Here is a 17,703-nt window from a genome sequence, read left to right on the forward strand (position 1 = left end):
TTGCGACTCACTTGCGTCCCGATTCGGGAATCATTAACGAATTGAAGAGGTCGAACGGTCGAATTCGTTAACGAATTCAGCTTTCGCCATGGCCGAGCGCAAGATAATCTGCGCTCTGCATTTCGTTAAGACGGCTGACCGTGCGCTCGAATTCGAAGCGGCCGGAGCCGGCTTCGTAAAGCTCCTCGGGAGCGGCGTCGGCAGCGACGATCAGCTTGACCTTGTTTTCATACAGCGCATCGATCAGCGTCACGAACCGGGCGGCTTCGTTGCGACGGTCCGGCCCCATTTTCGGGATGCCGACGACGATCACCGTGTGATAGGCGCGGGCAATGGCAAGATAGTCGGACGCGCCGCGTGCTTCGCTGCACAGCCGCTTGAAACTGAACACGCCGACACCCTTCAGGCTCTTGGGCACGAAAAGAGTGCGACCGCCGCCGACGTCGATCTCGGTCGAAGGCACGTGTTCGGCATCTTCGGGCGGATAGTCCGTCAGGCGATAGAAGGCCTCGCGTGCCTGCTGCGTAGTCGGTTCACCGAGCGGCATGTGCCAGGTCGGCATGCCGCCCAGACGGGCCAGCCGATAGTCGGTGGGGCCATTCAACGTCATCACGTCCAGTTCCTGCTCGATCAGATCGATGAAGGGCAGGAAGTGTTCGCGGTTCAGGCCGTCCTTGTAGAGCTGAGATGGGGCCCGGTTGGACGTGGTGACGATCGTCACGCCTTCGTTCACGATCAGATGCGTAAACAGGCGGCTCATGATCATGGCGTCGGCGGAATTGTTGACGACCATCTCGTCGAAGGCGAGGCACTGGACGTTGCGTGCGATCTGGGCTGCGACCGGCGGGATCGGATCGCCGGTTTCATTCTTTCGTTCGTCGCGCAGCAGGGCGTGCACATCGAGCATGAAGGCATGGAAGTGGACGCGCTTTTTCTCGGTAATGTCGAGCGTCTGGTGGAACAGGTCCATCAGCATCGACTTTCCGCGGCCGACGCCGCCCCACATATACACACCGCGCGGGGGCAGGGGCTTCTTGCCGAGCAGGCGTCCGATCAGGCCCGTGGACGAGCGTGCCTTGTACATCTCTCGCTGGAGGCGATCGAGGCGTTCGGCAGCCGCTGCCTGCTCCGGGTCGACACGGAGTTCGCCCGTGGCGACGAGCGCCTCGTAACGGTTCAGCATGCCGGTCATCGCGCAGACGGTTTCCGCAAGGTGCCCATGTAGGAAGCGATCAGTTCGCCTTCCTGTTCAAGATTTCCGCGAAGGAAGAACAGGCGGCCGGTTTCCTTCATGACTTCGCAGATCGCATCCAGCGGGGCACCGAGGCGTCCGCTGCCCACGAACTGCGTGGACAGGTCCAGCGTTACGGAGGCAGCGGCATTGCCGCCGACCACCTGGTGAACGGTTGCGAACAGGGAAATATCGATCAGCCCGAGGATCACGGCGCCGTGGAGCGCGCCGTGCAGGTTTGCATGCCTGGTCGTGGTGTTGAGCATGCGCAGCCGCGCCGCCCGGTCGCCTTCCTGTCGCAAAAGCATCTTGCCCATCACGACAGGGTTGAAGCGATCCTGGTCGGCCATGTCCCACGTATGCCAGCCCGGATTTTCCGGATCGGGCTCGTGGATGAATGCGCTGGTAGGTTCCACCTCGGCTCAGACCGCGAGGATCAGACCTGGCGCTCCGCCTGCATCTTTTTGATTTCGGCGATGGCGCGCGCCGGCGAGAGGCCCTTGGGGCACACGTTGGCGCAGTTCATGATCGTGTGGCAGCGGTAGAGGCGGAAGGGATCTTCCAGTTCGTCCAGACGCTCACCGGTCATCTCGTCGCGGCTGTCGGCGAGCCAGCGATAGGCTTGGAGCAGGATTGCCGGGCCGAGAAACTTGTCGGAGTTCCACCAGTAGCTCGGGCATGACGTCGAGCAGCAGGCGCACAGGATGCACTCGTAGAGGCCGTCCAGCTTTTCACGCTGCTCGGGGCTCTGCAGGCGCTCCTTGCCCGAAGGCGTGGTCGAGACGGTCTGCAGCCAGGGCCGGATCGAGGCGTACTGCGCGTAGAAGTGGGTGAAGTCGGGAACGAGGTCCTTGATCACTTCCATGTGCGGCAACGGAGTGATGCGGATGTCGCCCTTGAGGTCCTCGATTGCCGTGGTGCAGGCAAGACCGTTCGAGCCGTTCATGTTCATCGCGCACGAACCGCAGATGCCTTCGCGGCAAGAGCGGCGGAAGGTCAGCGAAGGATCCTGTTCGCTCTTCATCTTGATGAGCGCGTCGAGGACCATCGGGCCGCAGTTGTCGAGATCGATTTCGAACGTGTCGTAACGCGGGTTTTCGCCCGAATCCGGATCGTAGCGATAGACGGTGAATTTCTTCACGCGCGTGGCGCCTTCCGCCTTGTGGACGTTGCCCTGCTTCTTGATCTTGCTGTTGGCCGGGAGGGTGAAGGTCGCCATGAAAGAATCCCCGTGATCTCGCATTGCGGCATGAACCGCTTCTGCAGACCCCTCTAGCGATTCAGCGGCCCGGGGCAAGGGGCCAGAATGACAGGTCCTGCTGTTTGGGTAGGTGGCCTGAAGGCGGCAATGGTCGGCACTTATTTTTCACTAAAGTATTGAAATACAATATTAAATGTTCATGATTTCGCGCGCATGGGCGGATTTGGGGCATCCCGGAGCGTGAGGTCGCCCATCCTATTTGTCATCAGGATGATGGCTTATTTACGCGAATCGCGGCAGTTTCCTTGCTGATGAGGGCCTTTCGCCGTGCTTTGAGGACGGGATGCCGAACCTTGGCAGGTCCGCTTCCATGCCGGGAACCGCAGCGAACCCGCGGCGTAGACGATGGCATGATCAGGCGGTTTGCGCAGGAATGAGCAAGGAGCGATTCAGATGACATGCGCCTGTATCTTCGGTGCCGGCGGCGGAATCGGTTCGGCGCTCGTCGAAGCGCTGGCCGCGCGTAGCGATGTCGAGCGGGTCTATGCCGCCAGTCGAAAGTCCCTGGCGCTTGGCGGCAAGATCGTCCCTCTTGCCTGTGATGTGACCGACGAAGGCGCAATTGCCGAGGCTGCACACCGCATGGAGCGGGAAGGGCTGCCTGACCTCGTGATCGTTGCCAGCGGGGCGCTCGACTTTGCCGACGGGGCAGGGCCCGAACGGTCTTATCGAAAACTGGACCAGGCAAGGATGGCGCAGCTCTTCGCGCTCAATACGATTGCCCCGGCCATGGTTGCTCGCCATGTGCTGCCGCTGCTCCCAAGGGACAAGCGCAGTGTCTTTGCGGCCATTTCAGCGAGAGTGGGTTCGATTGCGGACAATCGCCTGGGCGGATGGCACAGCTATCGGGCCTCGAAGGCGGCACTGAACATGCTGATCCGCAATTTCGCTATCGAACTGGGGCGCACCCACCGCCAAAGCGTGATCGTTTCGCTCCATCCCGGCACCGTGGATACGCCGCTTTCACGTCCCTATCAGCGTAATCTGCCCGATGGCCAGGTAACCGATGCCGCGCAGGCTGCGCAAAGTCTGCTGACCGTCATCGATGGACTCGGACCTGCCGATAGCGGCGGGTTTTTTGCGTGGGACGGTCAGTCGATCCCGTTCTGATGGAATAGCTGGGTCGGTCCACGGACCCGCAAAAAAGAAAAAGCCCCGCAGCACGCAATGGCGCTGCGGGGCTTTTTCTGTCGGTTGGGCTTATTCGCCGAACGTGCGCTGCCACCAGCCTCGACGCGGGCGCTCGGCGCTCTCGTCATTGGCTGCTTCGTCACCTGACGATGCGTCCGCAGTCACTTCCTCGCCAACAGGGGCGGCTTCGACGGGCGTCGCTTCAGGCGCAGCGGCCTCAACTGCAACCGGCTCTGCTTCCTCGGCGGGCTTGGGCTCGGCCTTCTTGCGGCGCGCGCGCTTGGGCTTTGCCGGCGCTTCCTCGGCGGCAGGGGCGTCCTCTGCGGCTGCTTCCACCACTTCGGCTTCGGGCTTGGGCTCGGCCTTCTTGCGGCGGGTGCGCTTGGGCTTGGCCGGCGCTTCCTCGGCAGCAGGGGCATCCTCAGCGGGAGCCTCGGCCGCTTCGGCTTCGGGCTTGGGCTCGGCCTTCTTGCGGCGGGTGCGCTTGGGCTTGGCCGGCGCTTCCTCGGCAACCGGAGTTTCCTCGGCCGGAGCTTCGGCAGCGACTGCTTCAGGCGCTTCCTCAACTGCGGCTTCGGCTGCTTCGGGCTTGGGCTCGGCCTTCTTGCGGCGCGTGCGCTTCTTCGGCTTGGGAGCTTCCTCAACCTCAGGCTCGGCCTCGGCTACCGGAGTGGCCTCGATCGGAGCTTCGGCTTCGGCAGGAGCTTCGGCAACGTCTGCGTCCTCGTGCGAACCCTGGCTGTCGTCGCCGGCTTCACCCTCGGTCTGCTCGCCTGCCTCGTCGACGCGCCGTCCGCGCCTGCGGCGACCGCCACGGCGGCGGCGCTTGCGGGGCGCATCGCCTTCCTCATCGTCACCGCCGGCGAAGGTTTCTTCGCCCTCGTTGTCGTTTTCGGCGCTCTCGGAGGCTTCGGTTTCGGCGCTTTCGTCGCCTGACTGCTCGTCACGACGGTCGCGATTGCGACCGCGACGGCGACGGCGACGCTTGCGGCGGCCTTCGCCCTCGGAGCGGGCTTCGGCGTCCTCGCGCTCGATCTCGTCCTCGTCATCCTCAGGGATGTCGTCATCCTCGACCTCGACGGCAATCGGCTCGAAGCGGGGCACGAATTCGTTGCGCGGACCCGACGAGATGACGCGCATCTTGGCGCCTTCGTTCTCACCTTCCGGAATGACTTCGACTGCCACGCCGTAGCGAGCCTCGATGTCGGCCAGGTCGGTGCGCTTGGCATTGAGCAGGTAGACTGCCGCTTCGGTCGACGCGAAGAGCGAGACGACCACGCCCTTGCCCTTGGCCGCTTCGTCCTCGATCAGGCGCAGCGCCGAGAGACCTGCCGAGCTGGCGGTACGCACGAGGCCGGTACCGTCGCAATGCGGGCAGGAGCGGGTGGTCGCTTCCAGAACGCCGGTGCGCAGGCGCTGGCGGCTCATTTCCATCAGGCCGAAGCTGGAGATGCGACCGACCTGGATGCGTGCCCGATCGTTCTTGAGCGCGTCTTTCATCGCCTTCTCGACCTTGCGGACGTTGGAGCCGTACTCCATGTCGATGAAGTCGATCACGACGAGTCCGGCCATGTCGCGCAGGCGCAGCTGACGGGCGATTTCCTGGGCCGCTTCGAGATTGGTGGCGACCGCCGTCTGCTCGATACCGTGCTCCTTGGTGGCGCGGCCCGAGTTGATGTCGATCGAAACGAGCGCTTCGGTCGGGTTGATGACGATGTAGCCGCCCGAGCGAAGCTGCACGACAGGGTCGTACATCGCGGTAAGCTGGTCTTCGGCGCCATAGCGCTGGAACAGCGGAACCGGGTCGGAATAGGGCTTCACCCGCCGCGCATGGCTGGGCATGAGCAGCTTCATGAAGTCCTTGGCGGCGCGGTAGCCTTCCTCGCCCTCGACCACGACTTCCTCGATCTCGCGATTGTAGATGTCGCGGATCGCGCGCTTCACGAGGTCGCTGTCCGAATGGATCAGCGAGGGAGCGGCCGAGCCGAGCGTCTTTTCGCGCAGTTCGTCCCAGAGACGGGCGAGATAGTCGAAGTCGCGCTTGATCTCGGTCTTGGTGCGCTGGAGGCCGGCGGTGCGCACGATGCAGCCCATCGAACGCGGCAGCTCAAGCTCTGCAATGATCGACTTGAGGCGCTTGCGGTCCGAGGCCGAGCTGATCTTGCGGCTGATGCCGCCGCCGTGGCTCGAGTTCGGCATGAGCACGCAGTAACGGCCAGCAAGGCTGAGGTACGTGGTCAGCGCCGCGCCCTTGTTGCCGCGCTCTTCCTTGACGACCTGCACCAGCAGGACCTGGCGCCGGTGGATGACGTCCTGGATCTTGTAGCGGCGGCGCAGGGCGATGCGCTTGGCGCGCAGTTCGTCGGCTTCCTTCGAACGGCCCTTGCCCTGGCGGCGGCGACCGCGACGGCGCGAACCGCCGTGCTCGTCTTCCGACGTTTCGCCTTCTTCCTCGCTGCCGTGGTCGAAGCCGTTCTCGACGTTGCCATCCTCGATGGTGGCGACTTCGTCCTTTTCGGATGTGTCGACTTCGGTCAGGCCGCCGTCGTCGAAGTCTTCGCCGTCGTTGCCGTTTTCATCGTCGTCCTCATCGTCGCCGTCACGGGCGCGCAGGGCGGCTTCTTCTTCGGCATGGGCCGCTTCTTCGGCCAGAAGCGCTTCGCGGTCTTCCTTCGGAATCTGGTAGTAGTCGGGATGAATTTCGCTGAAGGCGAGGAAGCCGTGACGGTTTCCTCCGAAGTCGACGAAGGCAGCCTGCAGCGAAGGTTCCACACGGGTCACCTTCGCGAGGTAGATGTTGCCTTTTATCTGCTTGCGTTCGGTCGATTCGAAATCGAACTCTTCAATGCGATTTCCCTTGAGTACGGCCACCCGCGTTTCTTCCGGGTGGCGCGCATCGATGAGCATGCGCGTTGCCATTATGTGATCTCCAAGCGCGCCTCGTCCCGGCCGGATCAGCCGAGGTGGCGCGATTCTGTTCGAAATAGCCCGATGCGTTGCCGAAGGCATGGCCGATCTCGGCGTGGCTCTTCGGTTTCCGGGCGTGGGTAAGAATGAAGTCGGGGCAATCCAGCGCCCCGTTTGCGGCTATCGTTACATCCGCTTCGAAAGCGGTGAGCGTGTCTGCGAGAGGAAGGCCGCGTGGCGAAATCGTACACGCGTTGAATTGCGACCAGACCGCCCACGCCCTCGGGGGCGTCGGCTGGCAAGGCGGCAATTGGCTTCTCATGTCTCGCGTCAACCTGTTAGGATCCGGAACAATTTCCGGCTTTGACGGCCGGAGCTTCGTCGCTGTCGGTCCTGTCCGGCACCATTTTGTGGCGCTTGTCCGGATTGCAAGGACCGAAGCATTCTCGCCCCGGGTCGGTTTGGCCTAGCATTCATGGCCTTGCACGGCAAGTTACTTGCCTGACAGATATCTGACACTGGCATGGTTACGGATTTCTTTCCGAATTCCGTGGGAAGTGCGCAGGCAAAGGATTGTCGAGGCGCGGCCCGGCACTTAGTCACTCGGCCATGTCGCGGGTCGTTCGCCTGATTGTGTTCCTGTCCGTGCCGCTCTCGCTGGCGCTGGCGGCTTATGTGATCCACCGCGAACTGGAGCGCCCCGTCGGCGCCCGGCACCATGTAATCCGCTTCGACATGCCCGCCATCGATACCCCGGTCGACCTGCCCAGGGTCGAAGGGCCGCCCGATGCCAGCCGTCCGCTGGTGGTGATCGATGCCGGACATGGCGGCTTCGATCCGGGCGCGGGGCAGGGGGCGCTGAAGGAAAAGAGCGTTGCCCTGCAGATCGCGCTGGCCGTGCGGGACCGTCTTCTGGAAGGCGGCGGCGTGCGCGTGGCGCTTACGCGAGACAACGACCGTTTTATCGCCCTTGCCGACCGCCCCGATATTGCCCGGCGCCTGGGTGCTGACCTGTTCGTTTCGATCCATGCCGACAGCGCCGAAAACGACACCGCGCGCGGGGCGAGCGTCTACGTCTTGTCTGAAAAGGGCTCCGGCGAGGCAGCCCGCCGCTTTGCCGCGACCGACAGTACCTCGATAAAGGTGAACGGCGTGCCGCTATCCGGGATCGATTCCGATGTCGGCAAGATCCTCCTCGACCTGTCGCAGCGCGATACCCAGGCCAGTTCGAGCGAAATTGCCGGGCTCCTGCTGCGCGAATTGCAGGAGGCTCATGTCGGCCTGCATCGCGACCATGTCGAAACCGCTGCGCTGGCGGTGCTCAAGGCGCCCGACATTCCCTCGATCCTGCTCGAAACCGGATACATCAACAATGTGGACGATGCGCAGTTTCTCGGCTCGAAACAGGGGCAGCGCACGGTCGCCGGCGCCACGTCACGGGCGATCCGTGCCTTTTTCGCCAGGAAAGCGGCGCTCTAGGCGCGTGATATCTGGCATATCGCCGAAGGCTCATGCTAGAGGGCTGGCGCAATGACCGACGAGACGAACGAGCAGGGCGGCCAGCAGCCGCCTGAAGACTTCACTTTCCGGATCCGCAGGGAAGCGTCGGGAGGGCTCTCCGTAGTCCGCCAGCTCTGGCGCACCAGCAACTGGGTGCGCCGCTTCGCCTATTTGTGCGTCGTCGGCCTGATCGGTCTGATCGGTTTCTGGATTTTCCTGACGCGCGACCTGCCGGACGCGAACAAGCTGCTCGAGTACCAGCCGCCGCTGCCGACCATGGTGCGCGGCCTCGATGGCGAGATCGTCTACAGTTACGCGCGCGAACGGCGCGTACAGCTGCGCTTCGTCGATTTTCCGCGTCCGTTGGTGAACGCCTTCCTCTCGGCGGAGGACCGCACGTTCTGGACCCATGGCGGCGTCGATTTCGGCGGCTTTGCGGGCGCGGTGGTCGACTACATCGCCAAGTACGGCAGCGGTGAGCGCGCCAAGGGCGGCTCGACCATCACCCAGCAGGTCGCCAAGAACATTCTGATTGGCGACGAGTACTCGGTCACCCGCAAGCTGAAGGAAATGGTGCTGGCCCGCCGCATCGAAGGCGTGCTGACCAAGCAGCAGATCCTCGAGCTCTATCTCAACGAGATCCCGCTGGGCCGTCGTTCGTTCGGCGTGCAGGCCGCCTCGCGCGCTTATTTCGACAAGGACGTCGATGAACTGACGCTCAGCCAGTCGGCTTTCCTTGCGATCCTGCCGCGCGCGCCGGAAGTCTACGGCCGCAAGAAGCATGCCGAGCGCGCGCTTGAGCGGCGCAACTGGGTGCTGGACCAGATGGTCCGCAATGGCTGGGCAAGCAAGGAAGAAGCAGAGAAGGCCAAGGCCGAGCCGCTTGGCCTGGTTACCCAGCGCGGAACCAATTACGACCCGGGCAATGGCTACTTCATCGAGGAAGTTCGCCGCCGCCTGATCGATCGCTATGGCGAGAAGGCCGAGGACGGCCCCAACAGCGTCTACGCCGGCGGCCTGTGGGTGCGCACCTCGCTCGACACCCAGCTGCAGGATTCGGTGCGCGCCGCGCTGCGCAAGGGTCTGCTGAGCTATCACGGCAACCGCGGCTGGACCGGCCCGATCGCCCACATCAAGGACATGGACAGCTGGCAGACCCAGCTCATCGTGTCGAACAAGACGATCGACTACAAGAACTGGAAAGTCGGCGTCATTCTCGGCCTGGACGACGGCAATGGCCAGATCGGTTTTTCCGATGGCAACACCTTCGCCCTGACCAATATTCCTGACAAGGCCAAGGTCGGCGATTTCGTCGCGGCTGAACCCGTATCTTCAGGTACTTACGCCGTACGTACCATCCCCGAGGTTTCAGGCGGCATGGTCATGGAGCAGCCCTGGTCCGGGCGCGTTCTTGCCATGCAGGGCGGCTTCGATTCCGGGCTGGGTTCATTCAACCGCGCCACCCAGGCCGAACGCCAGCCGGGCTCGACGATCAAGCCCTTCGTCTATGCGACCGCGCTGCAATACGGGATGACCCCGGCAACCCAGGTGCTCGACGGTACGTTCTGCGTCTTCCAGGGCGCGGGGCTGGGCGACAAGTGCTTCCGCAACTTCGGCAACGAGGGCGGTTCGGGCAGCCACACGATGCGTTGGGGCCTTGAGCAGTCGCGCAACCTCATGACCGTGCGCATCGCCAACGATACCGGCATGCCGCGCGTCATCCGCACATTCCACAATGTCGGGATCGGCGACTACAAGCCGTATCTTTCCTTCGCGCTTGGCGCGGGCGAGACGACGGTGGCGCGCATGGCCAATGCCTATTCAGCGCTTGCCAACAATGGCGTGCAGTTCCCTTCGACTGTCATCGACTACGTGCAGGACCGCAATGGCAAGGTGATCTGGAACGCGGACAAGCGCCGCTGCGATACGTGCAACATGGCCGAATGGGACGGCAAGCCGATGCCGCGCATCAAGCGCAAGGGCAAGCAGGTGCTCGACGCGGACACCGCATATCAGGTGATCCACATGCTCGAGGGCGTCGTCATCCGTGGCACCGCCGTGCGCCTGCGCGACCTCAATCTGCCGCTCTTCGGCAAGACCGGCACCACCAACGGCCCGACCGACGTGTGGTTCATGGGCGGCAATCAGGATTACGTGGGCGGCGTCTATGTCGGTTACGACAATCCCCGTTCGCTGGGCGGTTACGCCCAGGGTGGCCGGATTGCCGCGCCGATCTTCAAGGACGTTGTGCTCGACACGCGCTCGCGCTGGAGCGACCAGCCCTTTGTCGCGCCCGCTGGCATCCGCATGGTTCGCATCGATCGTGTGACCGGCAAGAAGGTCATGGGCGTAGAGCCGACCAACGAGCCCAAGGCCTCGGTGATCTGGGAAGCCTTCAAGCCCGACACCGAACCGCGGCAGTACACCGCCGAGGACGAATTTACCCGCCGCCGCGATGCGCTGGTATCGGAAATCCGCGAGGCCCGTCAGGCCCGTTCCGATGCTGCCGCGGCCACCAGCGAGGCTCGCGACTTCGCCGAAGAGCAGGGCGGGGTGTATTAGGCTGCGGGAATGGCCGCGCGCCCGTTCGGCGCGCTGCCGCCCGGGCGTGGATCAGCCCGGTTTCGCAACGAGTTTGCTGCGCAGGGCCTTGAGCTTTTCGTTGAGCTGTTGAAGCTGTTCGGGCGGGGTGCCTGTGGCTTCCATCACTTCCAAAGGCACGCAGCGCGCCTCTTGGAGGATCGTCATGCCCTGATCGGTCAGCGACACGCGCATGACGCGCACGAGGCGCGCGACGGCAAGGCTTAAACCGACGACGGCAGCTTCTCGGTGAAATTGGGAACGCCCGGGGAATTGGGCGGTGACGGCGACGGCAAAAATCCTGAACAGCTCTTCGCATCGGGTTTGGCCGCGTGCTTTCTCAGCGCGATGAAACTTGTCTGCCTCGCAGAACAAGGACCTCCCGGACATTCCTGCCGACGCCAGCGTCATTGTCACGGTCGGCAACGGACCGCGCAGCGACAAGGGTTCTGGCCTGATCGTCGCGCTTGAAGCAAGCATGCCGGGCGGGGAATCTCGCTTGGCCTCATTTATCGATGACCGACAGGGCGCGCTGGAGGGCCCCTGTCACCCTTCGGGGTAATCCATAAGTCTTGCAGGCTCCACCAATCGCGCGAATGGAGCCCTGCTGTCGACTTCATTAGATTTGGCCAAGTCGCGGGCACGGCTGTGGCGGTCTGGCGCGCGATGTCAAAGCAAGAATCGCAGATCCCGAGGGTGCCGGTATCATGATCGAACAGGCTTTGCTTATCGTTGACCAGACGCCCTTTCTGCTGATCTCCTATGTAACTGTACTTGTCTTCGGCACGGCCTTTTGCGCATCGGCCGTCTTGCACGGGCAGGATCGCTTCTCGCTCCGCGGACTTCTGCGAACCTGCTTCCCTCCCGAATTCTATCTGTCGCGCAGCACGGCCCACGACTGCGTGCTCTGGATGATTTCCAAACTGCTGGCCGTGTCGCAGCGGTACATTCCGCTCGTCGTTTCGGCCATCATCATCACGCAGTTCCTCGATTACATGGCGGGACCGGAAAGGAGCGCGCACATGCGCATCCATGCCGGAGTCGCGCTCACCGGGCTCCTTCTGGTATTTCTGTTCGTGTGGAAGGAACTGGTCGATTACGTGCTGCACTATCTGCACCACAAGGTGCCCTTCCTCTGGGAGCTGCACAAGGTTCATCACTCGGCATCGTCGCTGATCCCGATAACTTCGCAGCGCGGGAGCCCGGTGGAAGTCCTCTTCACGGAGAACATGCGCGCGATCCTCATCGCGATCCCGCTGGCCGTCATCTGCTTTCTGACCGATGAGGACGTCGTCCTGATCTTTGCCTACTCGGGATTGTTCAACAAGGTCATCACCATGGTGACGCTTGATCCCTTGCGCCATTCGCACTTGCCGATCGGCCTCGGCCCGTTCGACCGGATCTTCATCAGCCCGCACATGCATCAGGTCCATCACAGCAAGCTGGCCCACCACTGGGACCGCAACTTCGCCACGAACCTGGCCTTGCTCGACTGGATATTCGGCACCGCTTACCGGCCGGGCAAGGGGGAGGTGCTGGTCTACGGGATCGGCGCCGATGCCGATCACAGGCAGTTCACCTCGCTGAAGGGGATACTGTTCGATCCTGTCGTGAGCATGGTGCGGTCGATCCTCGCCGGGTTGCGCACGGGCCGACTGGTTTCACACTGAGCGTGCATCTCCTCCTCGCTTTATGACGAGAGAGCACGTCCCCAAGTCCTGACGAGGCCAATATTCTTGCCCCTCGGTTGACTAATGCCTTTGCGGTCACGACTTTGTGCGCGAATTGATCCACCGGCAGGGGAGTTCGATGCCGTCACCAGCCTTTCACGCGCCCGATACCGTGGAGGGCGTCGTCGCACTCCTGTCCGGCGATCCTACTGCACGGCCGCTTGGCGGCGGAACGGATCTCATCGTCCAGATGCGCTCGGGCCGGATCGCTCCAAGCGCGGTTGTCGACATCAAGCGGATTGCGAGCCTCTCCGGCGTACGGCGCGAGGGCGACGTATTCGTGATCGGTGCGGCAACGCCATGCACTGCGCTCAAGGATAATGCCGACCTGTGCGCCGCCTGGCCGGGCGTCGTCGAGGCAGCGAACCTGATCGGCTCGGTCCAGGTCCGCAACCGCGCGACGATGGCGGGCAATCTGTGCAATGCCTCTCCTGCTGCAGACAGCGTCCCGGCCCTTGTCGCAGCCGAAGCGATCTGCGTGGTCGCCGGACCTGCGGGCATGCGCGAAGTCGCCGTGCAGGACATTCCCGTGTCTCCGGGCAGGACTTCGCTGGCTTCCGGCGAATTCGTGGTCGAGTTTCGCCTCCCCGTTCGCTGCGCGCTTGAGGGCGACGCCTATCTGCGCTCGATCCCGCGCACGGAGATGGACATTGCCGTCGTCGGGGTCGGCGCAAACCTTCGAATCGATGACGAGGGCACCTGTACTGCAGCGCGCATTGCGCTGGGCGCGGTCGCGCCGACCGTAGTGCTGGTCGAGGCTGCCGGCGCGGCGCTGGTCGGCACGAAGCTCGACGAGGAGGCGCTGTCGGCGATGGTCGAGGCCGTAAAGGCGGCCTGTGCCCCGATCGACGACAAGCGCGGGACCGTGGCCTATCGCAAGGCGATGGCCGGTGTTCTCGCCAAACGCACCGTGCGGATTGCCGCCCAGCGCGCAGGAGCGAAGGCATGAACAGAACTCACGTCAATACCACGATCAACGGCGATGCCACGCAATTTCTCTGTGATCCGGGCGCCTCGCTGCTCGATGTCCTTCGCGATGCGCTTCACCTGACCGGCTCCAAGGAAGGGTGCGGTTCGGGTGACTGCGGGGCCTGCACGGTCCAGCTCGACGGCGAAATGGTCTGCTCCTGCCTTGTCCTCGCAGCCGAGGCCGAAGGGCGCACCGTCGCCACGATCGAGGGCGTGGCCGAAGGTTCGGTGCTGCATCCCGTGCAGCAGAAATTCCTCGAGCATGCCGCACTCCAGTGCGGTTTCTGCACGCCCGGATTCATCGTGGCGGCCAAGTCGCTGCTCGATCGCAATCCGAATCCGACCGAAACCGAAGTGCGCTACTGGCTGGCGGGCAACCTGTGCCGCTGCACCGGCTACGACAAGATCGTGCGCGCGGTTATGGATGCTGCGGCCGAACTGCGCCAGGAAAGGACGCCCGCATGAACGCGCCCGATAAGATCGAGACTTTCCGCCATATCGGCACTCGCCCGGTTCGCCCGGACGGGGTCGACAAGGTTACCGGAAAGGCGCTTTACGGGACCGACTTCAAGGCGCCGGGCATGCTCTGGGGCGCGATCCTGCGCAGCCCGCATCCCCATGCGCGGATACTGTCCATCGATACCCGCGCCGCCGAAAAGTTGGCCGGGGTGAAAGCGGTGGCAACGGGCAGGGACCTGCCGACGCTGGAGTCGCTGGTGATGCACGTGGGCGAGGGGGCGTCGGATATCGTCGATGTGTCGCACAATTGCCTGGCCTTCGACAAGGTCCTCTACGAGGGCCATCCGGTCGCGGCAGTCGCTGCAACCACCCCCGAACTGGCGCGCGAGGCCGCGGCGCTGATATCGGTTGAGTACGAGGTCTTGCCGCATGTCCTTGGCCTCGATGAGGCGCTGGCCGACGATGCCCCGCTGATCCGGGAACCGGCCAGGGGACGATCGGATGAGAAGCCATCGAACATTGCGATGGACGTGACCATGGGTCGGGGCGACGTCGAAGCCGCGCTGTCAGGCGCTGCAGCCGTCGTCGAGGGGCGCTACACGATGGAGCCGGTCCATCAGGGCTACATCGAACCGCACGCCTGCGTCGCTTCGTGGAACGGGGACGGGCAAGCGCAGATCTGGTGTTCGAGCCAGGGCCACTTCATGGTCCGTTCGCTTACGGCATCGGTGCTGGCGATCCCGCAGTCGGACATTCGCGTTACGCCGCTTGAGATCGGCGGCGGTTTTGGTGGCAAGACCACGGTATACCTTGAACCGGTGGCGATGATCCTATCACGCAAGTCGGGTCGGCCGGTGCGCCTTGGCATGAGCCGCGAAGACGTCTTTCGCGCCACCGGTCCCGCGCCGGGCGCCATCATCGACGTGCGCCTCGGTGCAGATGCGGACGGCACGCTTGTCGCCGCCGAGGTGACGTTCAAGTATCATTCCGGAGCCTTCGCTGCGAACGATGCCGGGGCCGGCGTTTCCAGCGCCATCGGACATTACCGTATCGCCAATACCCGTGTCTCGGGGATCGAGGTGTTGTGCAACCGCCCGGCGGCAAAGGCCTATCGCGCGCCGGGTGCGCCACAGGTCAACTTCGCGGTCGAAAGCGCGATTGACGAACTGGCGATCAAGCTCGGCATGGATCCGCTCGAACTGCGCATGAAGAACGCGGCCATGCCCGGCGACCTGCAGACATCGGGACTGCCCTGGGGCGAGATCGGCTGGGTTCAATGCCTTGAAGCGGCAAAGGCACATCCGCATTTGTCCGCACCGCTCGGCCCCAACCAGGGGCGCGGTATCGCCGGCGGTTATTGGGGCAATTACGGCGGTCCCTCCACTGTCAATCTCAGCGTTGCCGAGGATGGGACCTTTACTGTCGCGACCGGCAGCCCGGATATCGGCGGCAGCCGCGCCTCAATGGCTATCATGGCGGCCGAAGTGCTTGAGGTGCCATACGAGCAGGTTCGCTGCGTCGTGGCCGATACCGCGTCGATCGGCCTGTCATTCGTCACCGGTGGCAGCCGAACGACGTTCGCGACCGGCATGGCCACGGTCGAAGCCGCCAGGGAAGTGAAGCGCCTCCTGTGCGAACGCGCCGCGCGCACATGGCAGGTCCCCGCCGAAGATGTCGAATGGCGTGAGGGCAATGCCGTGTGCACCTCGGGTGAAAAGCTCGGTTCGAAAATGAGCGCGGGGGAAATCGCGGGCAGTTCGATACATTCGGGTGGCCCGATCACGGCGACCTCGGCGCTGAGCGCGCAAGGCTGGTTGCCGGGGTTCGGCTTCCACATCTGCGACGTCGAAGTCGATCAGGAAACCGGCCACGTCTCCATCGTTCGCTACACCGCCGTGCAGGATGTCGGCCGCGCAATCCATGCCGATTATGTCGAAGGCCAGATCCAGGGCGGCGTTGCCCAGGGCATCGGTTGGGCACTGAACGAGACTTACATCTACAACGGGGAAGGCAGGCTCGAGAATCCGGGATTCCTCGACTATCGCATGCCGGTCGCGTCGGACATGCCGATGATCGATACGGTCATGGTCGAAGTGCCCAATCCCGTGCACCCCTACGGTGTTAAGGGTGTGGGCGAAGTGCCGATCGTTCCGCCGCTCGCCGCCGTCGCCAATGCGGTGCACGCCGCCACCGGCAAGCGTATGCGTTCGCTGCCGATGTCGCCGGACAAGGTCCATGCCGCACTTCATGCCGAGAGTTGAGCGCGAGTGAGCGCCTCGCCCTTGCGTATCGTGATCATGCCGCCCTTCGACAAGGAGTTCTTCGGCGTCGAGCGGCTGTCGATCGATGCGGGGAACCTTTTCGAGCTTATCGAGAAGCTTGACGCGCAAGGGCCCGGATTTGCGAAGATCGCCCGGGCGCGTGTGCATCTTGCAGTCGATGGTGTGCTCGAAACCGACTGGACCCGCCTCCTTGCCGATGTGCGCGAAGTGATCGTGTTGCCGCGCGTCGGGGGAGGGTAGGATCATGGGCGTGACCTTGCAGTTTACCCGGATGGAGCCCTTCGGCATCGTGATCCTGAGCGATCTGTCCCGGGCCTTCGGCCCGTCCGAGGCGTTTCACTTGAGGGATCTGTTCGGCAACCACGGCGTGATCCTGGCGCGCAGCGCCGTCCTTTCGCAGGAGCGCCGCGACGAACTGCTCGGCCTGCTGGGCGACAAGGCTCGCCTGTCTCCCGCCGGGCCCGCGCAGTTCACCAACGCGGACGGTGTCGTCCTGGAACTGGTGTCGCAGGCGGTCGATTTCCTCGTCTGGGACGAGGCGACGCTGACGGCTTCGTGACTTCCGTTCGCTGCCGGATCAGAATGCGCGCGAGGTCAGGACGCAGCGCATTTCCATTTCCTTGCCGGCATCGTCGACCTGGCGCAGGAATCCGGTCGAGACCCGGCGAAACTTCAGCCCCTTGAACTTGCCGCCGGTCATTACCACCCGGTCGCCGGTATAGAGGTAGCTGCCGCGCACGCCGCCTGCCTTGTAATTGGAAGCATTGACCACCCGGAAGGCATAGTCGGGCAGTTCCTTGCCCCTGGGGCCGCTGGCATCGCCGGGCAGTTCGCAGGTGTAGTTGCCAAGCGTGAGCGTGCCCACCGGGCCGCCCGGCACCGGGGGCGGAGGGGTCTCGGCGCTCGCACATGCAGCAAGGGTGCAGGCGGCCATCAGGCCGGCGACGATTCCGGGTGCGTGTTTCATGGCAACCGGCTAGCATCGGCGCGAAGCAATTGCCACAAGGACCGAGCTTCGCTAAGGGCGCATCCTTTCCCGGCCACGCGTGGGCCGGAACCAGGCTCTTTCCCATCGAAGGCATCAACCCATGAAGATCAGCGGCGTCGACATTCGTCCCGGCAACATTCTCGAATACGAAAACGGCATCTGGAAAGTTGCGAAGACGCAGCACACCCAGCCGGGCAAGGGCGGTGCCTTCATGCAGGTCGAGATGAAGAACCTCATCGATGGCCGCAAGACCAACGTGCGTTTCCGCAGCGCCGACACGGTCGAGAAGGTTCGCCTCGACACCAAGGACTTCCAGTTCCTCTACGCCGAAGGCGACCAGCTGGTGTTCATGGACATCGAGAGCTACGAGCAGATCCAGCTCCCCGCCGACCTGCTCGGCGATGCCGCGGCGTTCCTGCAGGACGGCATGCAGGTTCTTCTCGAGCTTTGGGAAGAGCGCCCGATCTCCGTGCAGCTTCCCGAGCAGGTCGAGGCCACCATCGTCGAGGCCGACGCCGTGGTGAAGGGCCAGACCGCTTCGTCGAGCTACAAGCCGGCGGTTCTCGACAATGGCGTGCGCGTCATGGTTCCGCCGCACATCGAAAGCGGCACCCGCATCGTCGTCGACGTCTACGAGAAGGCCTACGTCCGCAAGGCGGACTGAT

Annotated in this window: 16 protein-coding genes; 10 read left to right on the forward strand and 6 right to left on the reverse strand. The window is 63.6% G+C overall.

Annotation, left to right across the window (positions count from 1 at the left end; genetic code table 11):
* Nucleotides 1–76: 76 nt before the first annotated feature.
* From zapE to PP1Y_RS17030, 3 genes are read right to left on the reverse strand one after another with little or no spacing between them, the layout of a single operon-like run.
* Entirely contained in the window at nucleotides 77–1,192 is a 1,116-nt protein-coding gene (gene zapE, locus PP1Y_RS17020; RefSeq protein WP_007011110.1) for a cell division protein ZapE, read from the reverse strand.
* Nucleotides 1,189–1,647, reverse strand: a complete 459-nt coding sequence (locus PP1Y_RS17025) for a PaaI family thioesterase (RefSeq protein ID WP_013833329.1) — start codon at nucleotides 1,645–1,647, stop codon at nucleotides 1,189–1,191. Before PP1Y_RS17025 ends, zapE begins: the two co-directional genes overlap by 4 nt.
* Nucleotides 1,648–1,667: 20 nt before the next feature.
* Complete coding sequence (locus PP1Y_RS17030; protein ID WP_007011108.1) at nucleotides 1,668–2,450, reverse strand: succinate dehydrogenase iron-sulfur subunit; 783 nt, start codon at nucleotides 2,448–2,450, stop codon at nucleotides 1,668–1,670.
* A 435-nt stretch (nucleotides 2,451–2,885) separates the two neighbouring features.
* Here PP1Y_RS17030 and PP1Y_RS17035 point away from each other — a divergent pair, with 435 nt between their 5' ends.
* Nucleotides 2,886–3,602 carry an SDR family NAD(P)-dependent oxidoreductase gene (locus PP1Y_RS17035; RefSeq protein WP_013833330.1) on the forward strand — a complete coding sequence of 239 codons (717 nt, stop codon included), beginning with the start codon at nucleotides 2,886–2,888 and terminating at the stop codon, nucleotides 3,600–3,602.
* 90 nt (nucleotides 3,603–3,692) lie between these two features.
* On the opposite strand, the gene PP1Y_RS17040 is transcribed toward PP1Y_RS17035, so the two are convergent.
* Nucleotides 3,693–6,542 (reverse strand): ribonuclease E/G, encoded by a 2,850-nt coding sequence (locus PP1Y_RS17040; RefSeq protein ID WP_013833331.1) that lies wholly within the window; start codon nucleotides 6,540–6,542, stop codon nucleotides 3,693–3,695.
* A 597-nt stretch (nucleotides 6,543–7,139) separates the two neighbouring features.
* Between PP1Y_RS17040 and PP1Y_RS17045 the strand changes: the two genes are divergently transcribed.
* Together PP1Y_RS17045 and PP1Y_RS17050 are read left to right on the forward strand one after the other, a co-directional pair.
* Nucleotides 7,140–8,009: an N-acetylmuramoyl-L-alanine amidase gene (locus PP1Y_RS17045; protein WP_013833332.1), complete on the forward strand. Its 870-nt coding sequence runs from the start codon at nucleotides 7,140–7,142 to the stop codon at nucleotides 8,007–8,009.
* 51 nt (nucleotides 8,010–8,060) lie between these two features.
* Nucleotides 8,061–10,592: a penicillin-binding protein 1A gene (locus PP1Y_RS17050; protein ID WP_013833333.1), complete on the forward strand. Its 2,532-nt coding sequence runs from the start codon at nucleotides 8,061–8,063 to the stop codon at nucleotides 10,590–10,592.
* 51 nt (nucleotides 10,593–10,643) lie between these two features.
* Here PP1Y_RS17050 and PP1Y_RS26160 read toward each other — a convergent pair whose 3' ends face one another.
* Nucleotides 10,644–11,054 carry a hypothetical protein gene (locus PP1Y_RS26160; RefSeq protein WP_193789708.1) on the reverse strand — a complete coding sequence of 137 codons (411 nt, stop codon included), beginning with the start codon at nucleotides 11,052–11,054 and terminating at the stop codon, nucleotides 10,644–10,646.
* A 263-nt stretch (nucleotides 11,055–11,317) separates the two neighbouring features.
* Here PP1Y_RS26160 and PP1Y_RS17065 point away from each other — a divergent pair, with 263 nt between their 5' ends.
* The 6 genes from PP1Y_RS17065 to PP1Y_RS17090 all read left to right on the forward strand — a co-directional run bounded on the left by PP1Y_RS17065 (nucleotide 11,318) and on the right by PP1Y_RS17090 (nucleotide 16,609).
* The gene (locus tag PP1Y_RS17065; RefSeq protein WP_013833335.1) at nucleotides 11,318–12,280 is read left to right on the forward strand and encodes a sterol desaturase family protein; all 963 of its coding nucleotides are present in this window, start codon (nucleotides 11,318–11,320) and stop codon (nucleotides 12,278–12,280) included.
* 139 nt (nucleotides 12,281–12,419) lie between these two features.
* Nucleotides 12,420–13,289 (forward strand): xanthine dehydrogenase family protein subunit M, encoded by an 870-nt coding sequence (locus PP1Y_RS17070; RefSeq protein ID WP_013833336.1) that lies wholly within the window; start codon nucleotides 12,420–12,422, stop codon nucleotides 13,287–13,289.
* The gene (locus tag PP1Y_RS17075) at nucleotides 13,286–13,774 is read left to right on the forward strand and encodes a (2Fe-2S)-binding protein (RefSeq protein ID WP_013833337.1); all 489 of its coding nucleotides are present in this window, start codon (nucleotides 13,286–13,288) and stop codon (nucleotides 13,772–13,774) included. The genes PP1Y_RS17070 and PP1Y_RS17075 overlap by 4 nt, the downstream gene beginning before the upstream one ends.
* Entirely contained in the window at nucleotides 13,771–16,029 is a 2,259-nt protein-coding gene (locus PP1Y_RS17080) for a xanthine dehydrogenase family protein molybdopterin-binding subunit (RefSeq protein WP_013833338.1), read from the forward strand. The genes PP1Y_RS17075 and PP1Y_RS17080 overlap by 4 nt, the downstream gene beginning before the upstream one ends.
* A 6-nt stretch (nucleotides 16,030–16,035) precedes the next feature.
* The gene (locus PP1Y_RS17085; protein ID WP_013833339.1) at nucleotides 16,036–16,290 is read left to right on the forward strand and encodes a MoaD/ThiS family protein; all 255 of its coding nucleotides are present in this window, start codon (nucleotides 16,036–16,038) and stop codon (nucleotides 16,288–16,290) included.
* Nucleotides 16,291–16,294: 4 nt separating this feature from the next.
* Nucleotides 16,295–16,609 carry a hypothetical protein gene (locus PP1Y_RS17090; RefSeq protein WP_232512414.1) on the forward strand — a complete coding sequence of 105 codons (315 nt, stop codon included), beginning with the start codon at nucleotides 16,295–16,297 and terminating at the stop codon, nucleotides 16,607–16,609.
* 18 nt (nucleotides 16,610–16,627) lie between these two features.
* Here the strand turns inward: PP1Y_RS17090 and PP1Y_RS17095 are convergent, their stop codons facing one another.
* Nucleotides 16,628–17,017, reverse strand: a complete 390-nt coding sequence (locus tag PP1Y_RS17095) for a hypothetical protein (protein WP_041558946.1) — start codon at nucleotides 17,015–17,017, stop codon at nucleotides 16,628–16,630.
* 121 nt (nucleotides 17,018–17,138) lie between these two features.
* Between PP1Y_RS17095 and efp the strand changes: the two genes are divergently transcribed.
* A complete protein-coding gene (efp, locus tag PP1Y_RS17100) occupies nucleotides 17,139–17,702 on the forward strand; it encodes an elongation factor P (RefSeq protein WP_013833341.1) in 564 nt (187 codons plus the stop codon).
* Nucleotide 17,703 lies beyond the last annotated feature (1 nt).

Origin of the sequence: Novosphingobium sp. PP1Y (assembly GCF_000253255.1) — a bacterium.
Classification (GTDB): domain Bacteria; phylum Pseudomonadota; class Alphaproteobacteria; order Sphingomonadales; family Sphingomonadaceae; genus Novosphingobium.